At 59.3% G+C, this 18,288-nt stretch carries 16 protein-coding genes; 4 read left to right on the top strand and 12 right to left on the bottom strand.

Annotation, left to right across the window (positions count from 1 at the left end; all coding sequences use genetic code 11):
* Window positions 1–176 precede the first annotated feature (176 nt).
* A complete protein-coding gene (locus tag MEB48_RS27480; RefSeq protein ID WP_237886884.1) occupies window positions 177–1,124 on the bottom strand; it encodes an alpha/beta hydrolase in 948 nt (315 codons plus the stop codon).
* A 97-nt stretch (window positions 1,125–1,221) separates the two neighbouring features.
* Here MEB48_RS27480 and MEB48_RS27475 point away from each other — a divergent pair, with 97 nt between their 5' ends.
* Window positions 1,222–1,800 carry a DUF6436 domain-containing protein gene (locus tag MEB48_RS27475; protein WP_237886883.1) on the top strand — a complete coding sequence of 193 codons (579 nt, stop codon included), beginning with the start codon at window positions 1,222–1,224 and terminating at the stop codon, window positions 1,798–1,800.
* Between the two features lie 107 nt (window positions 1,801–1,907).
* Window positions 1,908–4,319: a penicillin acylase family protein gene (locus MEB48_RS27470; RefSeq protein WP_237886882.1), complete on the top strand. Its 2,412-nt coding sequence runs from the start codon at window positions 1,908–1,910 to the stop codon at window positions 4,317–4,319.
* A 122-nt stretch (window positions 4,320–4,441) separates the two neighbouring features.
* On the opposite strand, the gene MEB48_RS27465 is transcribed toward MEB48_RS27470, so the two are convergent.
* The 8 genes from MEB48_RS27465 to MEB48_RS27430 form a co-directional block, all read right to left on the bottom strand.
* Window positions 4,442–5,332 carry an ABC transporter permease subunit gene (locus tag MEB48_RS27465; protein WP_007897694.1) on the bottom strand — a complete coding sequence of 297 codons (891 nt, stop codon included), beginning with the start codon at window positions 5,330–5,332 and terminating at the stop codon, window positions 4,442–4,444.
* Window positions 5,329–6,210 (bottom strand): ABC transporter permease subunit, encoded by an 882-nt coding sequence (locus MEB48_RS27460; protein WP_237886886.1) that lies wholly within the window; start codon window positions 6,208–6,210, stop codon window positions 5,329–5,331. Before MEB48_RS27460 ends, MEB48_RS27465 begins: the two co-directional genes overlap by 4 nt.
* Before the next feature lie 35 nt (window positions 6,211–6,245).
* Window positions 6,246–7,388, bottom strand: a complete 1,143-nt coding sequence (locus MEB48_RS27455; protein WP_095052468.1) for an ABC transporter ATP-binding protein — start codon at window positions 7,386–7,388, stop codon at window positions 6,246–6,248.
* A 61-nt stretch (window positions 7,389–7,449) separates the two neighbouring features.
* Entirely contained in the window at window positions 7,450–8,547 is a 1,098-nt protein-coding gene (locus MEB48_RS27450; RefSeq protein WP_237886881.1) for a polyamine ABC transporter substrate-binding protein, read from the bottom strand.
* 187 nt (window positions 8,548–8,734) lie between these two features.
* On the bottom strand, window positions 8,735–9,832 hold the full coding sequence (locus MEB48_RS27445) for a polyamine ABC transporter substrate-binding protein (protein WP_237886885.1): 1,098 nt from the start codon (window positions 9,830–9,832) through the stop codon (window positions 8,735–8,737).
* A 182-nt stretch (window positions 9,833–10,014) separates the two neighbouring features.
* Window positions 10,015–11,379 (bottom strand): aspartate aminotransferase family protein, encoded by a 1,365-nt coding sequence (locus tag MEB48_RS27440; RefSeq protein ID WP_237886880.1) that lies wholly within the window; start codon window positions 11,377–11,379, stop codon window positions 10,015–10,017.
* Window positions 11,380–11,437: 58 nt separating this feature from the next.
* Complete coding sequence (locus MEB48_RS27435; RefSeq protein ID WP_237886879.1) at window positions 11,438–12,796, bottom strand: glutamine synthetase family protein; 1,359 nt, start codon at window positions 12,794–12,796, stop codon at window positions 11,438–11,440.
* A gap of 37 nt (window positions 12,797–12,833) precedes the next feature.
* The gene (locus tag MEB48_RS27430) at window positions 12,834–13,610 is read right to left on the bottom strand and encodes a gamma-glutamyl-gamma-aminobutyrate hydrolase family protein (protein WP_237886878.1); all 777 of its coding nucleotides are present in this window, start codon (window positions 13,608–13,610) and stop codon (window positions 12,834–12,836) included.
* A gap of 278 nt (window positions 13,611–13,888) precedes the next feature.
* Between MEB48_RS27430 and MEB48_RS27425 the strand changes: the two genes are divergently transcribed.
* Together MEB48_RS27425 and MEB48_RS27420 are read left to right on the top strand one after the other, a co-directional pair.
* Window positions 13,889–15,265, top strand: coding sequence for a glutamine synthetase family protein (locus MEB48_RS27425; protein ID WP_237886877.1), 1,377 nt, complete (start codon window positions 13,889–13,891; stop codon window positions 15,263–15,265).
* A 366-nt stretch (window positions 15,266–15,631) separates the two neighbouring features.
* Window positions 15,632–16,267 carry a TetR/AcrR family transcriptional regulator gene (locus MEB48_RS27420; RefSeq protein WP_237886876.1) on the top strand — a complete coding sequence of 212 codons (636 nt, stop codon included), beginning with the start codon at window positions 15,632–15,634 and terminating at the stop codon, window positions 16,265–16,267.
* Window positions 16,268–16,446: 179 nt separating this feature from the next.
* Here the strand turns inward: MEB48_RS27420 and MEB48_RS27415 are convergent, their stop codons facing one another.
* From MEB48_RS27415 to ssuC, 3 genes are read right to left on the bottom strand one after another with little or no spacing between them, the layout of a single operon-like run.
* Window positions 16,447–16,662, bottom strand: a complete 216-nt coding sequence (locus MEB48_RS27415) for a TOBE domain-containing protein (RefSeq protein ID WP_007967989.1) — start codon at window positions 16,660–16,662, stop codon at window positions 16,447–16,449.
* 33 nt (window positions 16,663–16,695) lie between these two features.
* Window positions 16,696–17,502 carry an aliphatic sulfonates ABC transporter ATP-binding protein gene (gene ssuB / locus MEB48_RS27410; protein ID WP_237886875.1) on the bottom strand — a complete coding sequence of 269 codons (807 nt, stop codon included), beginning with the start codon at window positions 17,500–17,502 and terminating at the stop codon, window positions 16,696–16,698.
* The gene (ssuC, locus tag MEB48_RS27405) at window positions 17,499–18,281 is read right to left on the bottom strand and encodes an aliphatic sulfonate ABC transporter permease SsuC (RefSeq protein WP_237886874.1); all 783 of its coding nucleotides are present in this window, start codon (window positions 18,279–18,281) and stop codon (window positions 17,499–17,501) included. Before ssuC ends, ssuB begins: the two co-directional genes overlap by 4 nt.
* Window positions 18,282–18,288: the final 7 nt, after the last annotated feature.

Here is an 18,288-nt window from a genome sequence, read left to right as displayed (position 1 = left end):
CAAGCGAATGGCTTCCGCTTTTTCCTCGGCGTTAACAACCCGATATCCCATGATGCTTCCTTAGATCGACACTCCTACATCATGGTCCAAAAACATTGAGCCACAACAGCCTCGCTCCTACAGGGATCGAATAACTCCTGTAGGAGCGAGGCTTGCCCGCGAAGGCGATCGAAATGTCACCGCCGATCCCGACTCATCCGCCTGGTCAAAAACCCGAAATACTCCTGCCGCAACACCAGAGCCTCATTCGCCAGATGATGCCGCGCCTCTGGCAGCATCAGCACCTGAGGCCGATCGAACTTGCCCCGCAACACCTCAAGGTTGTGCTGCCAATCCACGGTCATGTCCGCCTGCCCCTGCACGATCAGCGGCTGCCGCGGGCTGCTCGGCGCTGCTTCGATACGCTTGATCCACCGCCCCAGCGCACCGACCCAGGCCGTTGGCAAACGCAGCGGCTGCAACGGATCGGCTTGCAGGAACGCCAGGAAATCAGGGTCGTTGGAATTCTCGCTGAACCGCCGGGCAATGCCGTTGACGAACGGCTTGAGCAGGTAATAACTGAGTTTCGACCAGCCCCAGGCTCGCGGCCGCACCAGGGGCGACAGCAGAATCACTTGCCCTTGGGCGGGGCTGCTCGCACCCTGATTGAGCACATGATCGATCACGATCGCCCCGCCGGTGCTTTGCCCGCACAAGTGCCAGGGCTGCGGAAGTCCCAGCGATTGCGCCTCGGCCAACAGCCCTTGCAGGGTGTTCTGATACTCGGCGAAGTCCTTGATGCTCGCCCGCTCGCCACTGGACAGACCATGCCCCGGCAGGTCACAGGCGATCACCGCAAAACCCTGGTCCAGCGCCCACTCGATCACATGCCGATAGAGCCCGGTGTGATCGTAGAAGCCGTGAAACAGAAACAGCGTTGCCTTCGCCCGCTCGGGCCACCAGAGCTGGCTGACCAGTTCATAGCCATCGACCTCGAAACGCCCCAGCCCACTGCGCAAGGTTCGCTGCGCAAAATCCAGTCCATAAAAATGCTGATAGGCCATGGCTTCCGTCGACAGCGGCTGCCACTCGGCCAATGGCCGCAGGCTGGCACGCAAATGATCGGGGTCGAAAGTGGCAGACATGGGCTATTCCAGAGCGCGAAACGGACTTTATGGGCCTGCGATATTCATCTGTCGCGGCAAGCATGGCAAGCTAGCCGACCTTCGAGGATGGAAACCCATGCGCCCGGCCTACCGCACCACACTGCTTGCCAGCCTGCTCGCCCTTGTGTGTGCCGGCGTGCTGTGGGCCGCTTATGACTGGTTTCAGGGGCGCTATTTGCGCGCCTTCAGTTCGCACACTGCGGTGTTCTCTGGCGACCCATTGCGCCTCCCGGACGAACTCGCCGGCCCCGGCGCCATTCGCCTGGTGCACTTCTGGGACCCGGCCTGCCCGTGCAATGTCGGCAACCAACAACACCTGACCGAACTGGTTGAGCAGTATGTACAGCAAGGCGTGGAGTTTTATGCAGTGCAAAAGCCTGGCAGCCACGGTCAGCTGCCCGGCACCTTGAGCCGCCTTAAAACCATCACCGTCCTGCCAGGCTCCGAACAGATCCCGGCCAGCCCGGCGGTGGCGATCTGGGACCGCAGCGGCAAGCTGGCGTATTTCGGTCCGTACAGCGAAGGCCTGACCTGCAATTCGAGTAACAGCTTTATTGAACCGATTCTGCAAGCGCTGAACGAAGGCCGGGCGGTGAACGCCACCCACACCCTGGCGGTGGGTTGCTACTGCCCGTGGCCGAACGAAGTGAAGTGAAGTAAGGCATTCCTGACTTTTCCAGCACCGCGATGCCCGGCACAGGAGGTCTGTGCTACACGTTTGCAGCCCATACGGGGGCAATCCCGAAAGAACAAGGAGTCACCATGAAACGCGTCCTGACCGTACTTGCCTTGCTGATTGTCGTACTCGTCGCCGGGGGCGGCTGGTACGTGTACAGCAAGCAACCGACGCGCCAGGGCCAGGTGCAATTGCAGCACCTGCAAGGTTCGGTGACCGTGCGCTACGACGTGCGCGGTGTGCCGCATATCCGTGCCGAAAACGAAACCGACCTCTACCGCGCTCTCGGTTATGTACACGCCCAGGACCGACTGTTCCAGATGGAAGCCATGCGGCGCCTGGCCCGTGGTGAATTGGCCGAGGTCCTTGGCCCAAAACTGATCGACACCGACAAATTGTTTCGTAGCCTGCGCATCCGCGAACGGGCTGAAAGCTACGTGGCTGCGCTGGATCGTCAGTCGCCGGCGTGGAAGGCCCTGCAAGCCTATCTGGACGGCATCAATCAGTATCAGGACAGCCACGCTGCGCCGGTAGAGTTCGATGTGCTGGGAATTCCCAAGCGCCCTTTCACCGCCGAAGACAGCATCAGCATCGCCGGCTACATGGCCTACAGCTTTGCCGCGGCGTTTCGCACCGAACCCTTGCTGACTTACGTGCGCGACCAACTGGGCGCCGAATACCTGAATATCTTCGATCTCGACTGGCAGCCCAAGGGCGTGCTGGCCAAAGGGCGCGCCAACCCTGCGCCGGCCCTCACCGCCAATGACTGGAAGGGTCTGAACGCCCTCGCCCGTTTGAGTGAGCAAGCCTTGGCCGACAACGGTCTGCCGCAATTCGAAGGCAGCAATGCCTGGGTGATTTCCGGCAACCGCAGCAAAAGTGGCAAGCCGCTGCTGGCCGGTGACCCGCACATTCGCTTCTCGGTGCCGTCGGTGTGGTACGAAGCGCACCTGTCGGCGCCGGGCTTCGAGCTCTATGGCTACCATCAGGCGCTGGTGCCGTTTGCGTTTCTTGGCCACAACCTGGACTTCGGCTGGAGCCTGACGATGTTCCAGAACGACGATCTGGACCTGATCGCCGAGAAGGTCAACCCGGACAACCCGAACCAGGTCTGGTATCGCGGCCAGTGGGTCGAGATGATCAACACCGAACAACAGATCGCGGTCAAAGGCCAGTCACCGGTCACGCTGACCCTGCGCCAGTCGCCCCACGGCCCGATCGTCAACGATGCGCTTGGCACTGCCGCCGGCAAGACGCCGGTCGCGATGTGGTGGGCCTTCCTCGAGACGCCGAATCCGATCCTCGACGGTTTCTACCAGCTCAACCGCGCCGACACCCTGGCCAAGGCCCGCGCCGCGTCGGCCAAGGTTCAGGCACCGGGGCTGAACATCGTCTACGCCAACGCCAAAGGCGACATCGGTTGGTGGGCCTCGGCGCTGCTACCCAAGCGCCCGGCCGGGGTGAAGCCTGGTTTCATCCTCGACGGCAGTACCCCTGAGGCAGACAAGGAAGGTTTTTACCCGTTCAGCGCCAACCCGCAGGAAGAGAACCCGGCGCGGGGCTATATCGTCTCGGCCAACTTCCAGCCAGTGTCGCCGACCGGCATGGAAATTCCCGGGTACTACAACCTCGCCGATCGCGGTCAGCAGCTCAATCGTCAACTCGGCGACAAGAACGTGAAGTGGGACAACGATGCCAACCAGAAGCTGCAACTGGGCACCACCACTGACTATGGTCCGCATTTGCTGGCGCCGTTGTTGCCGGTGCTGCGTGAAGTGGTGAGCGATCCCGCCGAGCTGAAATTGGTGGAACAACTGGCGCAGTGGAGCGGCGATTACCCGCTGGACTCCACCAGCGCCACGCTGTTCAACCAGTTCTTGTTCAACCTCACCGACGCGGCAATGCGCGATGAACTGGGTAATGATTTCTTCGAAACGCTGCTCCCGACCCGGGTGATCGATGCCGCACTGCCGCGCCTGGCGGCTTCGGCCGACTCACCCTGGTGGGACAACCGCAACACCCCCGGCAAGGAAACCCGCGCCGATACGGTCAAGGTGGCGTGGCAAGCGAGCATGGCTCATCTGACGACCACCTTGGGCGCTGATTTCACCCAATGGCAGTGGGGCAAGGCGCACACCCTGACTCATGGACATCCGCTGGGGACGCAGAAGCCGCTGGAACGGATCTTCAACGTCGGGCCATTCGCGGCGCCCGGCACCCACGAAGTGCCGAACAACCTCTCGGCGAAGATCGGCCCGGCGCCGTGGCCCGTGACTTACGGCCCATCGACGCGACGGCTGATCGACTTCGCCGACCCGGCCCACAGCCTGACCATCAACCCGGTCGGCCAGAGTGGTGTGCCGTTCGACAGCCACTATGCCGATCAGGCCGAGGCGTTTATCGAAGGAGTTTATTACCAGGCGCATTTCAATGAGGAAGAAGTGACGGCCAATGCCCGCAATACGTTGAAGCTGTTGCCAGCGAGAGCGGCTCAGTAGTTGATCGTTCCCACGCTCTGCGTGGGAATGCAGCCTGGGACGCTCCGCGTCCCATCAAGAGCCGAACGCGGAGCGTCCGTTGAGGCGTTCCCACGCAGAGCGTGGGAACGATCATGCGTGGCTCAAGCCGCTTCCGGCGCCTGCGCCCGGCGCACGTCCGGTTGTTTCCAGGAATCGGCGGCGCCTTCTTCGATGGCCTGCTGAATCGCACGCTTGCGAATTTCTTCGGCACGACGGCTGAAGTACCAGACCAGGAACGTCACCAGCGACACCGCCAGCAGAATCAGGCTGGCCACGGCGTTGATCTCAGGCTTCACGCCCAGGCGCACCGCCGAAAACACTTCCATCGGCAGGGTCGTGGAACCCGGACCGGACACGAAGCTCGCCAGCACCAGGTCATCCAGCGACAAGGCGAACGACATCATGCCGCCCGCCGCCAGCGACGGCGCGATCATCGGGATGGTGATCAGGAAGAACACCTTCCATGGCCGCGCGCCCAGATCCATGGCTGCCTCTTCGATGGACAGGTCCAACTCACGCAAGCGCGCCGACACCACCACCGCCACATACGCAGCACAGAACGTGGTGTGGGCGATCCAGATGGTGACGATGCCGCGTTCCTGTGGCCAACCGATCATCTGCGCCATGGCCACGAACAGCAGCAACAGTGACAGGCCGGTAATCACCTCAGGCATCACCAGCGGCGCGGTGACCAAACCACCGAACAGCGTGCGGCCCTTGAAGTGGGTGATGCGGGTCAGCACGAAAGCCGCCAGCGTCCCCAGTGCCACCGCGGCAATCGCCGTGTAGCAGGCGATTTCCAGCGAGCGCACCACCGAGCCCATCAGTTGCGTGTTGTCCATCAAGCCCACGTACCACTTGATCGACCAGCCGCCCCACACCGTCACCAGTTTCGAGGCGTTGAACGAGTAGATCACCAGGATCAGCATCGGCGCGTAGATGAACAGCAAACCCGCTACCAGCATGAAACTTGAGAAACGGAAGCGCTTCATTCCTTGCCCTCCATTTCTTTGGCCTGACTACGGTTGAACAGAATGATCGGCACAATCAGGATCGCCAGCATCACCACCGCCAGCGCTGATGCGACCGGCCAGTCGCGGTTGTTGAAGAATTCTTGCCAGAGCACTTTACCGATCATCAGGGTTTCCGGACCGCCGAGCAGTTCCGGGATCACGAACTCGCCCACCACCGGGATGAACACCAGCATGCAGCCGGCGATGATGCCGTTTTTCGACAGCGGCACGGTGATCTTCCAGAAACTGTTGAAGGTGCTCGAACCCAGGTCGGATGCGGCTTCCAGCAGGCTGGTGTCGTGTTTGACCAGGTTGGCGTAGAGCGGCAGGATCATGAACGGCAGGTACGAATAGACGACGCCGATGTACACCGCAAGGTTGGTGTTGAGGATCTGCAGTGGCTCGTCGATCCAGCCCATGCTCATCAGAAAACCATTGAGCAGACCGTTGTTGCTGAGAATGCCCATCCACGCATACACGCGGATCAGAATCGCAGTCCAGGTCGGCATCATGATCAGCAGCACCAGCACCGTTTGCAGCTCTTTGCGGGCGCTGGCAATGGCGTAGGCCATCGGGTAGCCGATCACCAAACAGAGGACGGTGCTGATCAGCGCCATCTTCAGCGAGCCGAGGTAAGCGGCGATGTACAACTCGTCGTCGCCGAGCATCGCGTAGTTGCTCAGGTTAAGCAGCACCTGGAGCTTCTGGTCGATGAAGCTGTAGATCTCGGTGTACGGCGGAATGGCCACGTCGGCTTCGGCGAAGCTGATCTTCAAGACGATGAAGAACGGCAGCATGAAGAACAGGAACAGCCAGATGAACGGAACCCCGATGACCAGCTGACGGCCACCGGGAATTATTCGATCGAGCCGGCGTTTGAGTTTGCGCATGTTCATGAGCGAAGTACCACGCCGCTGTCGTCTTCCCAGTACACGTAAACCTGGTCACCCCAGGTTGGGCGCTGGCCGCGGCGCTCGGCGTTGGCGACGAAGGACTGCACCAGCTTGCCGCTCGGCAATTCGACGTAGAACACCGAGTGGCCGCCGAGGTAGGCGATGTCATGCACCTTGCCGCTGGACCAGTTGTGTTCGCAGGTCGGCATGTCGGCTGTCACCAGCAGTTTTTCTGGACGGATTGCGTAGGTCACGGACTTGTCCTGCACCGAGGTGCTGATGCCATGGCCCACGTAGATGTTGCGGTCCAGGTCCTTGCAGGTGATCAGCGCGTGGCCCTCAGCGTCGTCCACCACTTCGCCTTCGAAGATGTTGACGTTGCCGATGAACTCGCAGACCAGACGGCTGGTCGGGGTTTCGTAAATGTCGATCGGGCTACCGATCTGGGCGATCCAGCCCAAGTGCATGATCGCAATGCGCTCGGCCATGGTCATGGCCTCTTCCTGGTCGTGGGTCACCATGACGCAGGTCACGCCGACCCGCTCGATGATCTCGACCAGCTCCAGCTGCATTTGCGAGCGCAGTTTCTTGTCCAGCGCGCCCATCGGTTCATCGAGCAGCAACAACTTCGGCCGCTTGGCTAACGAACGCGCCAGCGCCACACGCTGACGCTGGCCACCGGACAACTGATGGGGTTTGCGCTTGGCGTACTGGCTCATCTGCACCAGTTTGAGCATCTCGGCCACGCGAGCGTCGACTTCAGCCGACGGAATTTTGTCCTGCTTGAGGCCGAACGCGATGTTCTGCGCCACGGTCATGTGCGGGAACAAGGCGTAGGACTGGAACATCATGTTGATCGGCCGCTCGTACGGCGGCATGTCCGTGATGTCTACGCCATCGAGGAAAATGCGCCCCTCCGTGGGCCGTTCGAAACCTGCCAGCATCCGCAGCAAGGTGGATTTTCCCGAACCCGAGCCGCCGAGAAGGGCGAAGATTTCGCCCTTCTTGATTTCCAGGGACACGTCGTCCACGGCAATCGTCTCGTCGAACTTTTTCGTGACCCGGTCGATTTTGACCAGCACCTGTTTAGGTGTCTGGTCGCCCTCGAGGGCTTTCTTATAGGCGCCGGAGGCAACTGCCATTTACGAAACTCCCAACAGAATTTGCAGTTCGCTCAAAGCGGCGAACCTGGATAATTTGAAGCTATTTGCCCGACTTGATCTTGGTCCAGCTGCGCGTCATGAGTCGTTGAATCTTGGGTGGCAACTCTGAGTTGACATACAGCTTGTCGACGACAGCCTGCGGGGGATAAACCGCCTCATCCGTGCGTACGGCCTGATCCATCAGCTCGCCCGCCTTCGGGTTGGGGTTGGCATAGCCGACGGAATCACTGACCTTGGCGATCACCTCAGGCTTGAGCAGATAGTTGATGAAGGCATGAGCCTCTTTGACATTGGTGGCGTCCCGGGGAATGGCCAGCATGTCGAACCAGAGGTTGCCGCCCTCTTTGGGAATCACGTACGCAATGTCGATGCCCTTATTGGCTTCGGCGGCCCGCGCCTTGGCCTGGAACACATCACCGGAGAAACCGGCGGCCACGCAGATCTCGCCATTGGCCAGGTCGGAGATGTATTTGGACGAGCTGAAGTAGGTCACGTAAGGCCGGATCGCCAGCAGTTTGGCTTCGGCTTTCTTGTAGTCTTCAGGGTCCTCGCTGTTTGGCGACAGGCCCATGTAGTTCAGCATGGCCGGAAGCATTTCATCCCCCGAATCGAGGAATGCCACACCGCAACCGGAAAGTTTCTTGATGTTTTCCGGTTCGAACAGCACGGCCCACGAGTCAATCTTGTCGACGCCCAGTGCAGCTTTGACCTTCTCGACGTTGTAACCGATGCCATTGGTGCCCCACAGATACGGCACAGCGTACTGGTTGCCCGGATCATTCTTCTCCAGACGCTTGAGCAATACTGGATCGAGGTTGGGATAGTTAGTCAGCTGCGATTTGTCGAGTTTCTGAAAAGCCCCGGCCTTGATTTGCTTGCCCAGGAAGTGGTTGGACGGCACGACCACGTCATAACCGGTTCGCCCGGCCAATAACTTGCCTTCCAGGGTTTCGTTGGAATCGAATACGTCATACACCGGCTTGATACCGGTTTCTTTCTGAAAGTCGGCCAGGGTGGTCTCACCGATGTAGTCCGACCAGTTATAAATATGCACTGTGCCGGCCGCTTGAACGCCGACGGTAACTGTCAGCCCGACACTGACCAGCAGGGCACTACGCAACAAAGAAAAAATAGGCAAGTGGAGGTCCTCTAAAATGAGTTGGGCCCAAGTTGCCCCGCGTTACAGGACAGCCATGGCTGCCTGGCAACAAAACCGGCGCGCAACTTACCCGCGAAAAACCGTTCCAGCAAAACTTTCTGACATTTAATTATTCCCGTTGCCGTCGTCGCGCGACGACGGCAACAGGTAGTTGCCTCAAACCGGCTTATTTACCGGATTTGATCTTGGTCCAGCTGCGAGTCAGGATCCGCTGGGTGGCGGCCGGCAAGTCGGCAATCGCGTACAGCTTGGCCAGCACTTCCGCTGGTGGGTAGATGCCTGGATCGCTGGTGATTTCTTTATCGACCAGTGGGGTGGCCGCCGCGTTACCGTTCGGGAATTGCACGGCGTTGGTGATTTCGGCCATGATTTCCGGCTTCTGCAGGAAGGTCATGAACTTGTAGGCGCCTTCGACGTTTTCGGCATCTTTAGGGATGGCGACCATGTCGTAGAAGCTGCCGGCACCTTCTTTCGGAATGTTGTAGCTGACTTTCACCTTGTCACCGGCTTCAGCAGCGCGAGCCTTGGCCTGGTAAATGTCACCCGAGTAACCCACGGCGACGCAGATGTTGCCGTTGGCCAGGTCGGAAATGTACTTGGACGAGTGGAAGTAGCCCACCGAAGGACGAATCTTCAGGAACAACGCTTCGGCTTCGGCCAGTTGTTTCTTGTCCTGGCTGTCGGTTGGATAGCCCAGGTAATGCAACGCCACCGGGATCATCTCGGTTGGCGAATCGAGGAAGCTGATACCGCACGATTTCAACTTGGCAGCGTTTTCAGGTTTGAACAGCAAGTCCCAGGAGTTGGTTGGCGCATCGGCACCCAGTGCAGCCTTGACCTTCTCGGCGTTGAAACCGATACCGATCGAACCCCACATGTAAGGGAACGCGTGTTCGTTACCCGGATCGCTCACCGATACCGCTTTAAGCAGGTCTGTGTTCAGGTTTTTCCAGTTAGGCAGCTTGGACTTGTCCAGTTTCTGGTAAACACCGGCCTTGATCTGCTTGGCCAGGAAGTTGTTCGACGGTACGACGATGTCGTAGCCGGACTTGCCTGCCAACAGCTTGGCTTCGAGGGTTTCATTACTGTCGAACACGTCGTAGACGACTTTGATACCCGACTCGGCTTCAAACTTCTTGACGGTATCCGGTGCGATGTAATCGGACCAGTTGTACACATGCAGCACTTTGTCGTCAGCCTGAACGGCGCCCGCCATCACGCCCATCAGGGACATGGCGAGGAGGGTCTTGCCAGCTATCTTCATACCTAATGCCTTCATGGGTAATGCTCCAGTTTTTCTTTTTAACCACGTGCTCAGTGGCCTGTTACAGGGCATCCGAACAACCGTTAGTCTGGCAAGATCCAAGGCAGGCTTTCAAGGAAAGCCCCATCCTTTGTTTGCACTGAGCGAAGTGCACACTTCACACCTCGCTCAGAGCCTAGCACTTAGCCCTGTAACGCACTCAGGGTCAGATCCAGGCACTTGCGTGCTTTTGTTACCAGCTCATCGATTTCAGCCGGTGTAATCACCAGTGGTGGAGCAATGATCATGGTGTCGCCGACGGCACGCATGATCAGGCCGTTTTCGAAACAGAACGTACGGCAGATCATGCCGACGCCTTTGCCTTCGTGACGTTTGCGGGTGGCTTTGTCCTGAACCAGTTCGATGGCCCCCAACAGACCGACCCCACGCACTTCCCCCACCAACGGGTGATCGCTCAGTTCCCGTAGACGCTTTTGCAAATAAGGTGCCGTTTCTGCACGCACGCGCTCGACAATTTTCTCGTCGCGCAGGATGCGGATGTTTTCCAGCGCCACCGCCGCGGCCACCGGGTGCCCGGAATAGGTGAAACCGTGGTTGAAATCACCGCCTTCGTTGAGCACCTCGACCACGTCGTCATGCACGATCAGGCCACCCATAGGGATGTAGCCGGACGTCAGGCCTTTGGCGATGGTCATCATGTGGGGTTTGAGGTCATAGAAATCGCTACCGAACCATTCACCGGTGCGGCCGAAACCGCAGATCACTTCGTCGGCCACGAACAGAATGTCGTATTTGGCGAGGATTTCCTTGATGCGCGGCCAGTAGCTGTCTGGCGGAATGATCACACCGCCGGCGCCCTGGATCGGCTCGGCAATAAAGGCACCGACATTGTCGACGCCGACTTCCAGAATCTTCTCTTCCAGCTGATTGGCGGCCCAGATACCGAACTCGTTCGGGGTCATGTCGCCGCCTTCGCCGAACCAGTACGGCTGAGCGATGTGGACGATGCCCGGGATCGGCAAGTCGCCCTGTTCGTGCATGTACGTCATACCGCCCAGGCTCGCGCCGGCCACGGTGGAACCGTGATAGCCGTTCTTGCGACTGATGATGACTTTCTTCTTCGGCTGCCCCTTGATCGCCCAGTAGTGGCGAACCATCCGCAACATGGTGTCGTTGCCTTCGGAACCGGAACCGGTGAAGAACACGTGGTTCATGCCTTCGGGCGCAACGTCGGCAATCACTTTGGCCAGTTCCAGCACCGGCGGGTGAGCGGTCTGGAAGAACAGGTTGTAGTAAGGCAATTCACGCATCTGCTTGCTGGCGGCATCGGCCAACTCATCGCGACCGTAACCGACCGCGACGCACCACAGGCCGGCCATGCCGTCGAGGATCTTGTTGCCTTCGCTGTCCCAGAGGTAAACGCCCTTGGCATGGGTGATGATTCGCGGGCCTTTCTCTTTCAGCTGCTTGAAGTCGCTGAACGGGGCCAGGTGATGATCGCTGCTCAGGGCCTGCCACTCACGGGTTTGCGGGTTGTTGCTGGTCATGCGAATTCTCCTTGGATTTCCAGTAACGGCGCCGCCAAGAACAGCGGCGCCCGGTGCATCAGACGGCGAAGAGCAGGAATTCCCGCTCCCACGAACTGATCACGCGCTTGAAGTTTTCATGCTCGGCCCGCTTGACCGCGACGTAGCCCGTGATGAATTTCTTGCCCAGATACGTTTCGATGGTCTTGCTGTTTTCCATGCGATCCAGAGCGTCTTCGATGGTCAACGGCAGGCGCAGGTTGCGCCGCTCGTAACCACGGCCCACGACCGGAGGACTCGGGTTATGCCCTTCGACCATGCCGATAAAGCCGCACAACAGACTGGCGGCGATGGCCAGGTAAGGGTTGGCATCGGCACCCGGCAGACGGTTTTCCACCCGACGGTTCTGCGGCCCGGCATCCGGAACCCGCAGGCCCACGGTACGGTTCTCTTCACCCCACTCCACGTTCACCGGTGCCGAGGTATCCGGCAGGAAGCGGCGGAACGAGTTGACGTTGGGTGCGAACAACGGCAGCAGCTCAGGAATGAACTTCTGCAAGCCGCCGATGTGGTTGAGGAACAACTGGCTCATGGTCCCGTCTTCATTGGAGAAAACGTTTTTGCCGGTCTCGATGCTGATGATGCTCTGGTGCAAGTGCATGGCACTGCCCGGCTCGCCGGTCATGGGCTTGGCCATGAAGGTTGCGGCCACGTTGTGCTTGAGCGCGGCTTCACGCATGGTGCGCTTGAACACCAGAATCTGGTCGGCAAGGGACAAGGCATCGCCATGACGGAAGTTGATTTCCATCTGCGCGGTGCCGTCCTCATGGATCAACGTGTCGAGGTCCAGCTCTTGCAGTTCGCACCAGTCGTAGACGTCTTCGAACAACGGATCGAATTCATTCGCTGCTTCAATCGAGAAGGACTGGCGACCGGTTTCCGGACGACCGGAACGGCCAATCGGCGGTTGCAGCGGGTAGTCCGGGTCATCGCTGCGCTTGGTGAGATAGAACTCCATTTCCGGCGCCACGATCGGCTGCCAGCCGTGGTCGGCGTAGAGTTTCAGCACCTTCTTGAGCACGTTGCGCGGCGACAACTCGATCGGATTGCCCTGCTTGTCGTAGGTATCGTGGATCACCTGTGCGGTGGGCTCGATGGCCCAGGGCACCAGGAATACGGCGTTATGGTCGGGACGACAGATCATGTCGATGTCGGCCGGGTCGAGCAGTTCGTAATAGATGTCGTCTTCGACGTAGTCGCCGGTGACGGTCTGCAACAGAACGCTTTCGGGCAGGCGCATGCCTTTTTCGGCAATGAACTTGTTGGTCGGCGAAATCTTGCCCCGGGTGATGCCGGTCAAGTCGCCAATCATGCATTCGACTTCTGTGATCTTGTGGTCTTTCAACCAATCGGTGAGCTGGTCGAGGTTGTTACTCATAAATGCCTCTTAGGCTGAGTTTCCTGACTCTTATAAGTCAGGCGTTGTTTGACGCATCGGCGTCGCGTTGTAATGCGTGCTTGCGGCAGGCATCGCCAAATGCCTGGAAAATCGCAAGGTAGTCAGGATTCAAGCTTACCTGCCATTCGGGATGCCATTGCACGCCTAAAGCAAAAGCCTTGCCTTCGATAACAGAAACGGCTTCGATCAACCCGTCGGGCGCCACCGCTTCCACGCGCAGGCCCGGTGCCAGACGCTCGATGCCCTGGCCATGAATCGAGTTGACTTGAATCTCGCTTGTCAGGCCCAGCCCGGCCAATACACCACCCGGCTGAACGTGCACAGGGTGACTGGGCGCGTACTGCGCTTCCAGCGGCAGGCTGTCATCTTCACGGTGATCCATGAAGGGACCGGCCTCGTGGACCTTCTGATGCAGACTGCCGCCGAACGCCACATTCATCTCCTGGAAGCCGCGGCAAATGCCGAGCACGGGAATACCGGCCTCGACAGCGGCGCGGATCAGCGGGAGAGTGGTGGCATCGCGTGCAGAATCATGAGCAGTACCTGGCGCACTGGCCGGGCCGTTATAGTGAAACGGTTCTATATTGGAAGGAGAGCCTGTAAAGAGAATGCCGTCCAGAGCGTCCAGAATATCGGACGATGTCAGTAGATTCGCCAGGGATGGAAGAATCAACGGCAGGCCCTTGGCAGCTGATGCCACGGCGCGTACGTATTTGTCGCCACTGATGTGATAAGCATGCAGACCGATCTGCTTTGAGCAGGCGGTGACGCCGATTAACGGCAGGCGAGACATGAAGCACCCCGGTATTATTGCTGTTATGGGTTTAAATCGAGCTTAGCCTTGTTCATTTTTTTACACAACACCCCCGTAAAAAATACAACACGGCCCGCTCAAGCTCGCGGGCGCCAAGAAGGCTGAAGGCAAAAAAACGCCCCAAAGTGCCTCAAAAAAGCCCCATGAGTGCTTTTTTAGGGCAAAAAAGGCCTCGCTTGACTTCGGCATGCCGTTCGGGTTGACTGGAATCCGAAGAGATCAATGATTGATATTTTTAACAACAAAGGTGTTGCATCATGTCGGTACCCCCGCGTGCCGTTCAGCTTAATGAAGCGAACGCGTTCCTTAAGGAACATCCTGAGGTTCTGTACGTTGACCTTCTGATTGCGGATATGAATGGTGTGGTGCGCGGCAAGCGCATTGAACGCACCAGCCTCCACAAGGTTTACGAGAAAGGCATCAACCTGCCGGCCTCTCTATTTGCTCTGGATATCAATGGCTCGACGGTGGAAAGCACCGGCCTGGGCCTGGACATCGGCGATGCTGACCGAATCTGTTATCCAATCCCCGACACCCTGTGCAATGAGCCCTGGCAGAAGCGCCCAACCGCGCAGCTATTAATGACCATGCACGAACTCGAAGGTCAGCCATTCTTCGCCGACCCGCGTGAAGTGCTGGCCAATGTGGTGCGCAAGTTCGACGAAATGGGCCTGACCATCTGCGCCGCGTTCGAACTGGAGTTCTACCTGATCGACCAGGAGAACGTGAACGGTCGCCCGCAACCACCTCGTTCGCCGGTTTCCGGCAAACGCCCGCACTCGACACAGGTCTACCTGATCGACGACCTCGACGAATACGTCGACTGCCTCCAGGACATTCTGGAAGGTGCGAAAGAGCAAGGCATCCCTGCCGACGCGATCGTCAAGGAAAGTGCCCCGGCACAGTTCGAAGTGAACCTGCACCACGTGGCCGACCCGATCAAGGCCTGCGACTATGCGGTCCTGCTCAAGCGTCTGATCAAAAACATCGCCTACGACCATGAGATGGACACCACCTTCATGGCCAAGCCTTATCCGGGCCAGGCGGGTAATGGTCTGCACGTCCACATCTCGATTCTTGATAAAGATGGCAAAAACATTTTTGCCAGCGAGGATCCCGAGCAGAACGCCGCACTGCGTCACGCGATCGGCGGTGTGCTCGAGACCCTGCCGGCGCAGATGGCTTTCCTCTGCCCGAACGTCAACTCCTACCGTCGTTTCGGCGCACAGTTCTACGTGCCGAACTCGCCATGCTGGGGGCTGGACAACCGCACCGTGGCCATCCGCGTACCGACCGGTTCCTCCGATGCCGTGCGCATCGAGCATCGCGTTGCCGGCGCCGACGCCAACCCGTATCTGTTGATGGCTTCGGTATTGGCCGGCGTGCACCACGGCCTGATCAACAAGATCGAACCAGGCGCGCCCGTGGAAGGCAACTCCTACGAGCAGAACGAGCAAAGCCTGCCGAACAACTTGCGTGATGCACTGCGTGAGCTGGATGACAGCGAAGTCATGGCCAAATACATCGATCCGAAATACATCGATATCTTTGTCGCCTGTAAAGAGAGCGAGCTGGAGGAGTTCGAACACTCCATCTCCGACCTCGAGTACAACTGGTACCTGCATACCGTGTAAGCGGTTGCAGTAAAAAAAACGCCGCCGGCCTTACAGCTTGCGGCGTTTTTTTGTGCATCGATCGTTCCCACGCTCCTGCGTGGGAATGCATCAAGGGACGCTCCGCGTTCCAGTCTCACCGATGGTGTCTTGCCTGACATCGATGTGACGCGGAGCATCACGGGCTGCATTCCCACGCAGAGCGTGGGAACGATCAATAAGGCCTGCGGCGTTTTTTTATGGCCGCCTGCGGCGGTTCGCGGGCAAGCCTCGCTCCTACAAGTCGCATATATCACCCTGCAGGAGCGAGGCTTGCCCGCGAAGGCGTCCCGGCAGACAACGCAGATGCCTGCTCGTACAATGCCCGCTGCCCAGCAGGAGACTTCAATGACGCGCACCGCCACCATTCGCAAACCTCGCGCCCGCAGCCAGGCCCGGATCGACTCGATACTCGATGCCGCCCGCACGCTGCTGGCCGCCGAGGGCGTGGCCAGCCTGTCGATCTACAGCGTCGCCGAACGCGCCGAGATCCCGCCCTCCTCCGTCTACCACTTTTTCGCCAGCGTCCCGGCCCTGCTCGAAGCCCTGACCGCCGACGTCCACGCCGCGTTCCGCGCCTGCCTGCAAGCGCCCATCGACCATAACGCCCTCAACGGCTGGCGCGATCTGTCGCGACTGGTGGAACAACGCATGCTCGCCATCTACGACGAAGACGCCGCCGCCCGCCAACTGATCCTCGCCCAGCACGGCCTGACCGAAGTCACCCAGGCCGACCGCCAGCACGACATCGAACTCGGCGACCTGATGCACAAGTTGTTCGATCATCACTTCGAGCTGCCGAGACTGCCGGGTGATGTCGATGTGTTTGCGCTGGCCATGGAGCTGGGCGATCGGGTGTATGCACGCTCGGTGCAGCAGCATGGGCAGATCACGCCGCGTATGGCTGAGGAAGGGATGCGGGTGTTTGATGCTTATCTTGGGCTGTATTTGCCACCCTACCTGCCCAAGCGCGAAGTGCTTTGATCATTCCCACGCTCTGCGTGGGAATGCAGCCCGGGACGCTCTGCGTCCCAAAAGCCGAACGCGGAGCGTCCGAAGAGGCGTTCCCACGCAGAGCGTGGGAACGATCAGTTCACTGAATCACGCGCATAAAAAACCCCGAAGGGCTCAAACCCTCCGGGGTTGTTGTTGACGCACACGACTTACAACTTGGCGATCGACACCTCGGTGGATTTCACGAACGCGATCACTTCACTGCCGACGGCCAGTTCCAGCTCCTTGACCGAACGCGTAGTGATCACCGAAGTGACGATGCCGGAAGCGGTCTGCACGTCGATTTCCGACAGCACGTCACCGAGGACGATTTCCTTGATGGAGCCTTTGAACTGGTTGCGTACGTTGATGGCTTTGATAGTCATGATGATGATTCCTGTCGTGGGGTAAGACTTGAGTTATTGAGCCCAGCGCAATTGCGCAGGCAGTGGTGAAACAGGTTCCGGTTCCGGCGGTTGGCCAGGCAGGGACAGCACGCGGTTGAGCACTTCGGTTTCCAGTGCCGCCAGCCGATGGGAGCCACGAACCCGAGGGCGCGGCAGTTCCACCGTCAGGTCGAGGCCGACTTCGCCGTCTTCGATCAGGATCACCCGATCGGCAATCGCCACCGCTTCGCTGACGTCGTGGGTCACCAGCAACACGGTGAAGCCATGCTGTTGCCAGAGCCGTTCGATCAGTTGCTGCATTTCGATTCGGGTCAGGGCATCCAATGCGCCCAGAGGTTCGTCGAGCAACAGCAAGCGCGGTTGATGGATCAGCGCACGAGCCAAGGCCACACGTTGCTTCTGCCCGCCGGACAACGCTGCTGGCCATTCGTTGGCGCGATCCGCCAGACCGACCGCTTCCAGCGCTTCCAGTGCTTGCGGCCGCCAGTTGCCTTTAAGCCCGAGACCGACGTTGTCGATAATCTTTTTCCACGGCAGCAGACGTGCTTCCTGGAACATCAGTCGGGTGTCTTCCTGTGCATCACTCAGCGGCGCAGAGCCGGCCAGCAGTTCGCCGCCCGTAGGCTTGTCGAGACCGGCGAGCAAGCGCAGCAAGGTACTTTTACCGCAGCCACTACGCCCGACCACCGCCACAAACTGCCCGGCCGGAATGTGCAGATCGATTTCACGCAGCACTTGCCGCGAACCAAAGGTTTTTTGCAGCTTGCGCACCACTAGCGGAATGCCGCGCAGCAAGCGTGGAGGTTGTTGAGCCGTCATGCGGCACCTTCCTTGGCAACCTGATAAGCCGGATGCCAGCGTAGCCAAACGCGCTCAAGTCCGCGCGCCGCGAGGTCGGCCAACTTGCCGAGCACCGCATACAAAAGAATCGCCAGCACCACCACGTCGGTCTGCAAAAACTCCCGGGCATTCATTGCCAGGTAGCCGATGCCCGAGCTGGCGGAGATGGTTTCCGCCACGATCAATGTCAGCCACATAAAGCCCAACGCGAAACGCACGCCGACTAGAATCGAAGGCAATGCACCCGGCAAAATCACCTGACGAAACAGGCTGAACCCGGACAAGCCATAACTGCGGGACATTTCCACCAGCGCCGGATCGACGTTACGGATGCCGTGATAAGTGTTGAGGTAGATCGGGAACAACGTGCCCAACGCCACCAGAAAAATCTTCGCCGACTCGTCGATGCCGAACCACAGGATCACCAGCGGAATCAGCGCCAGGTGCGGCACGTTGCGGATCATCTGCACCGAACTGTCGAGCAGGCGCTCGCCCCATGCCGACAACCCCGTTACGAAGCCCAAGGCCAGACCAATGCCGCCACCAATGGCGAAACCGAGCGCCGCGCGCCAGCCGCTGATGGCCAGGTGAGTCCAGATTTCACCGCTGCTGACCAGGCTCAAACCGGCTTCGATCACCGCGATCGGTGCCGGCAGAATCCGCGTCGACAACCAGCCCGCCGACACCGACAACTGCCATACCTCCAGCAACAAGAGCGGCAATGCCCAAGGCGCGAGGTTGTGGATGATTTTCTTCATGGCGGCG

The organism is Pseudomonas sp. PGPR40, assembly GCF_022014505.1.
Taxonomy (GTDB): domain Bacteria; phylum Pseudomonadota; class Gammaproteobacteria; order Pseudomonadales; family Pseudomonadaceae; genus Aquipseudomonas.
This window is presented reverse-complemented; position numbering and strand designations above follow the sequence as displayed.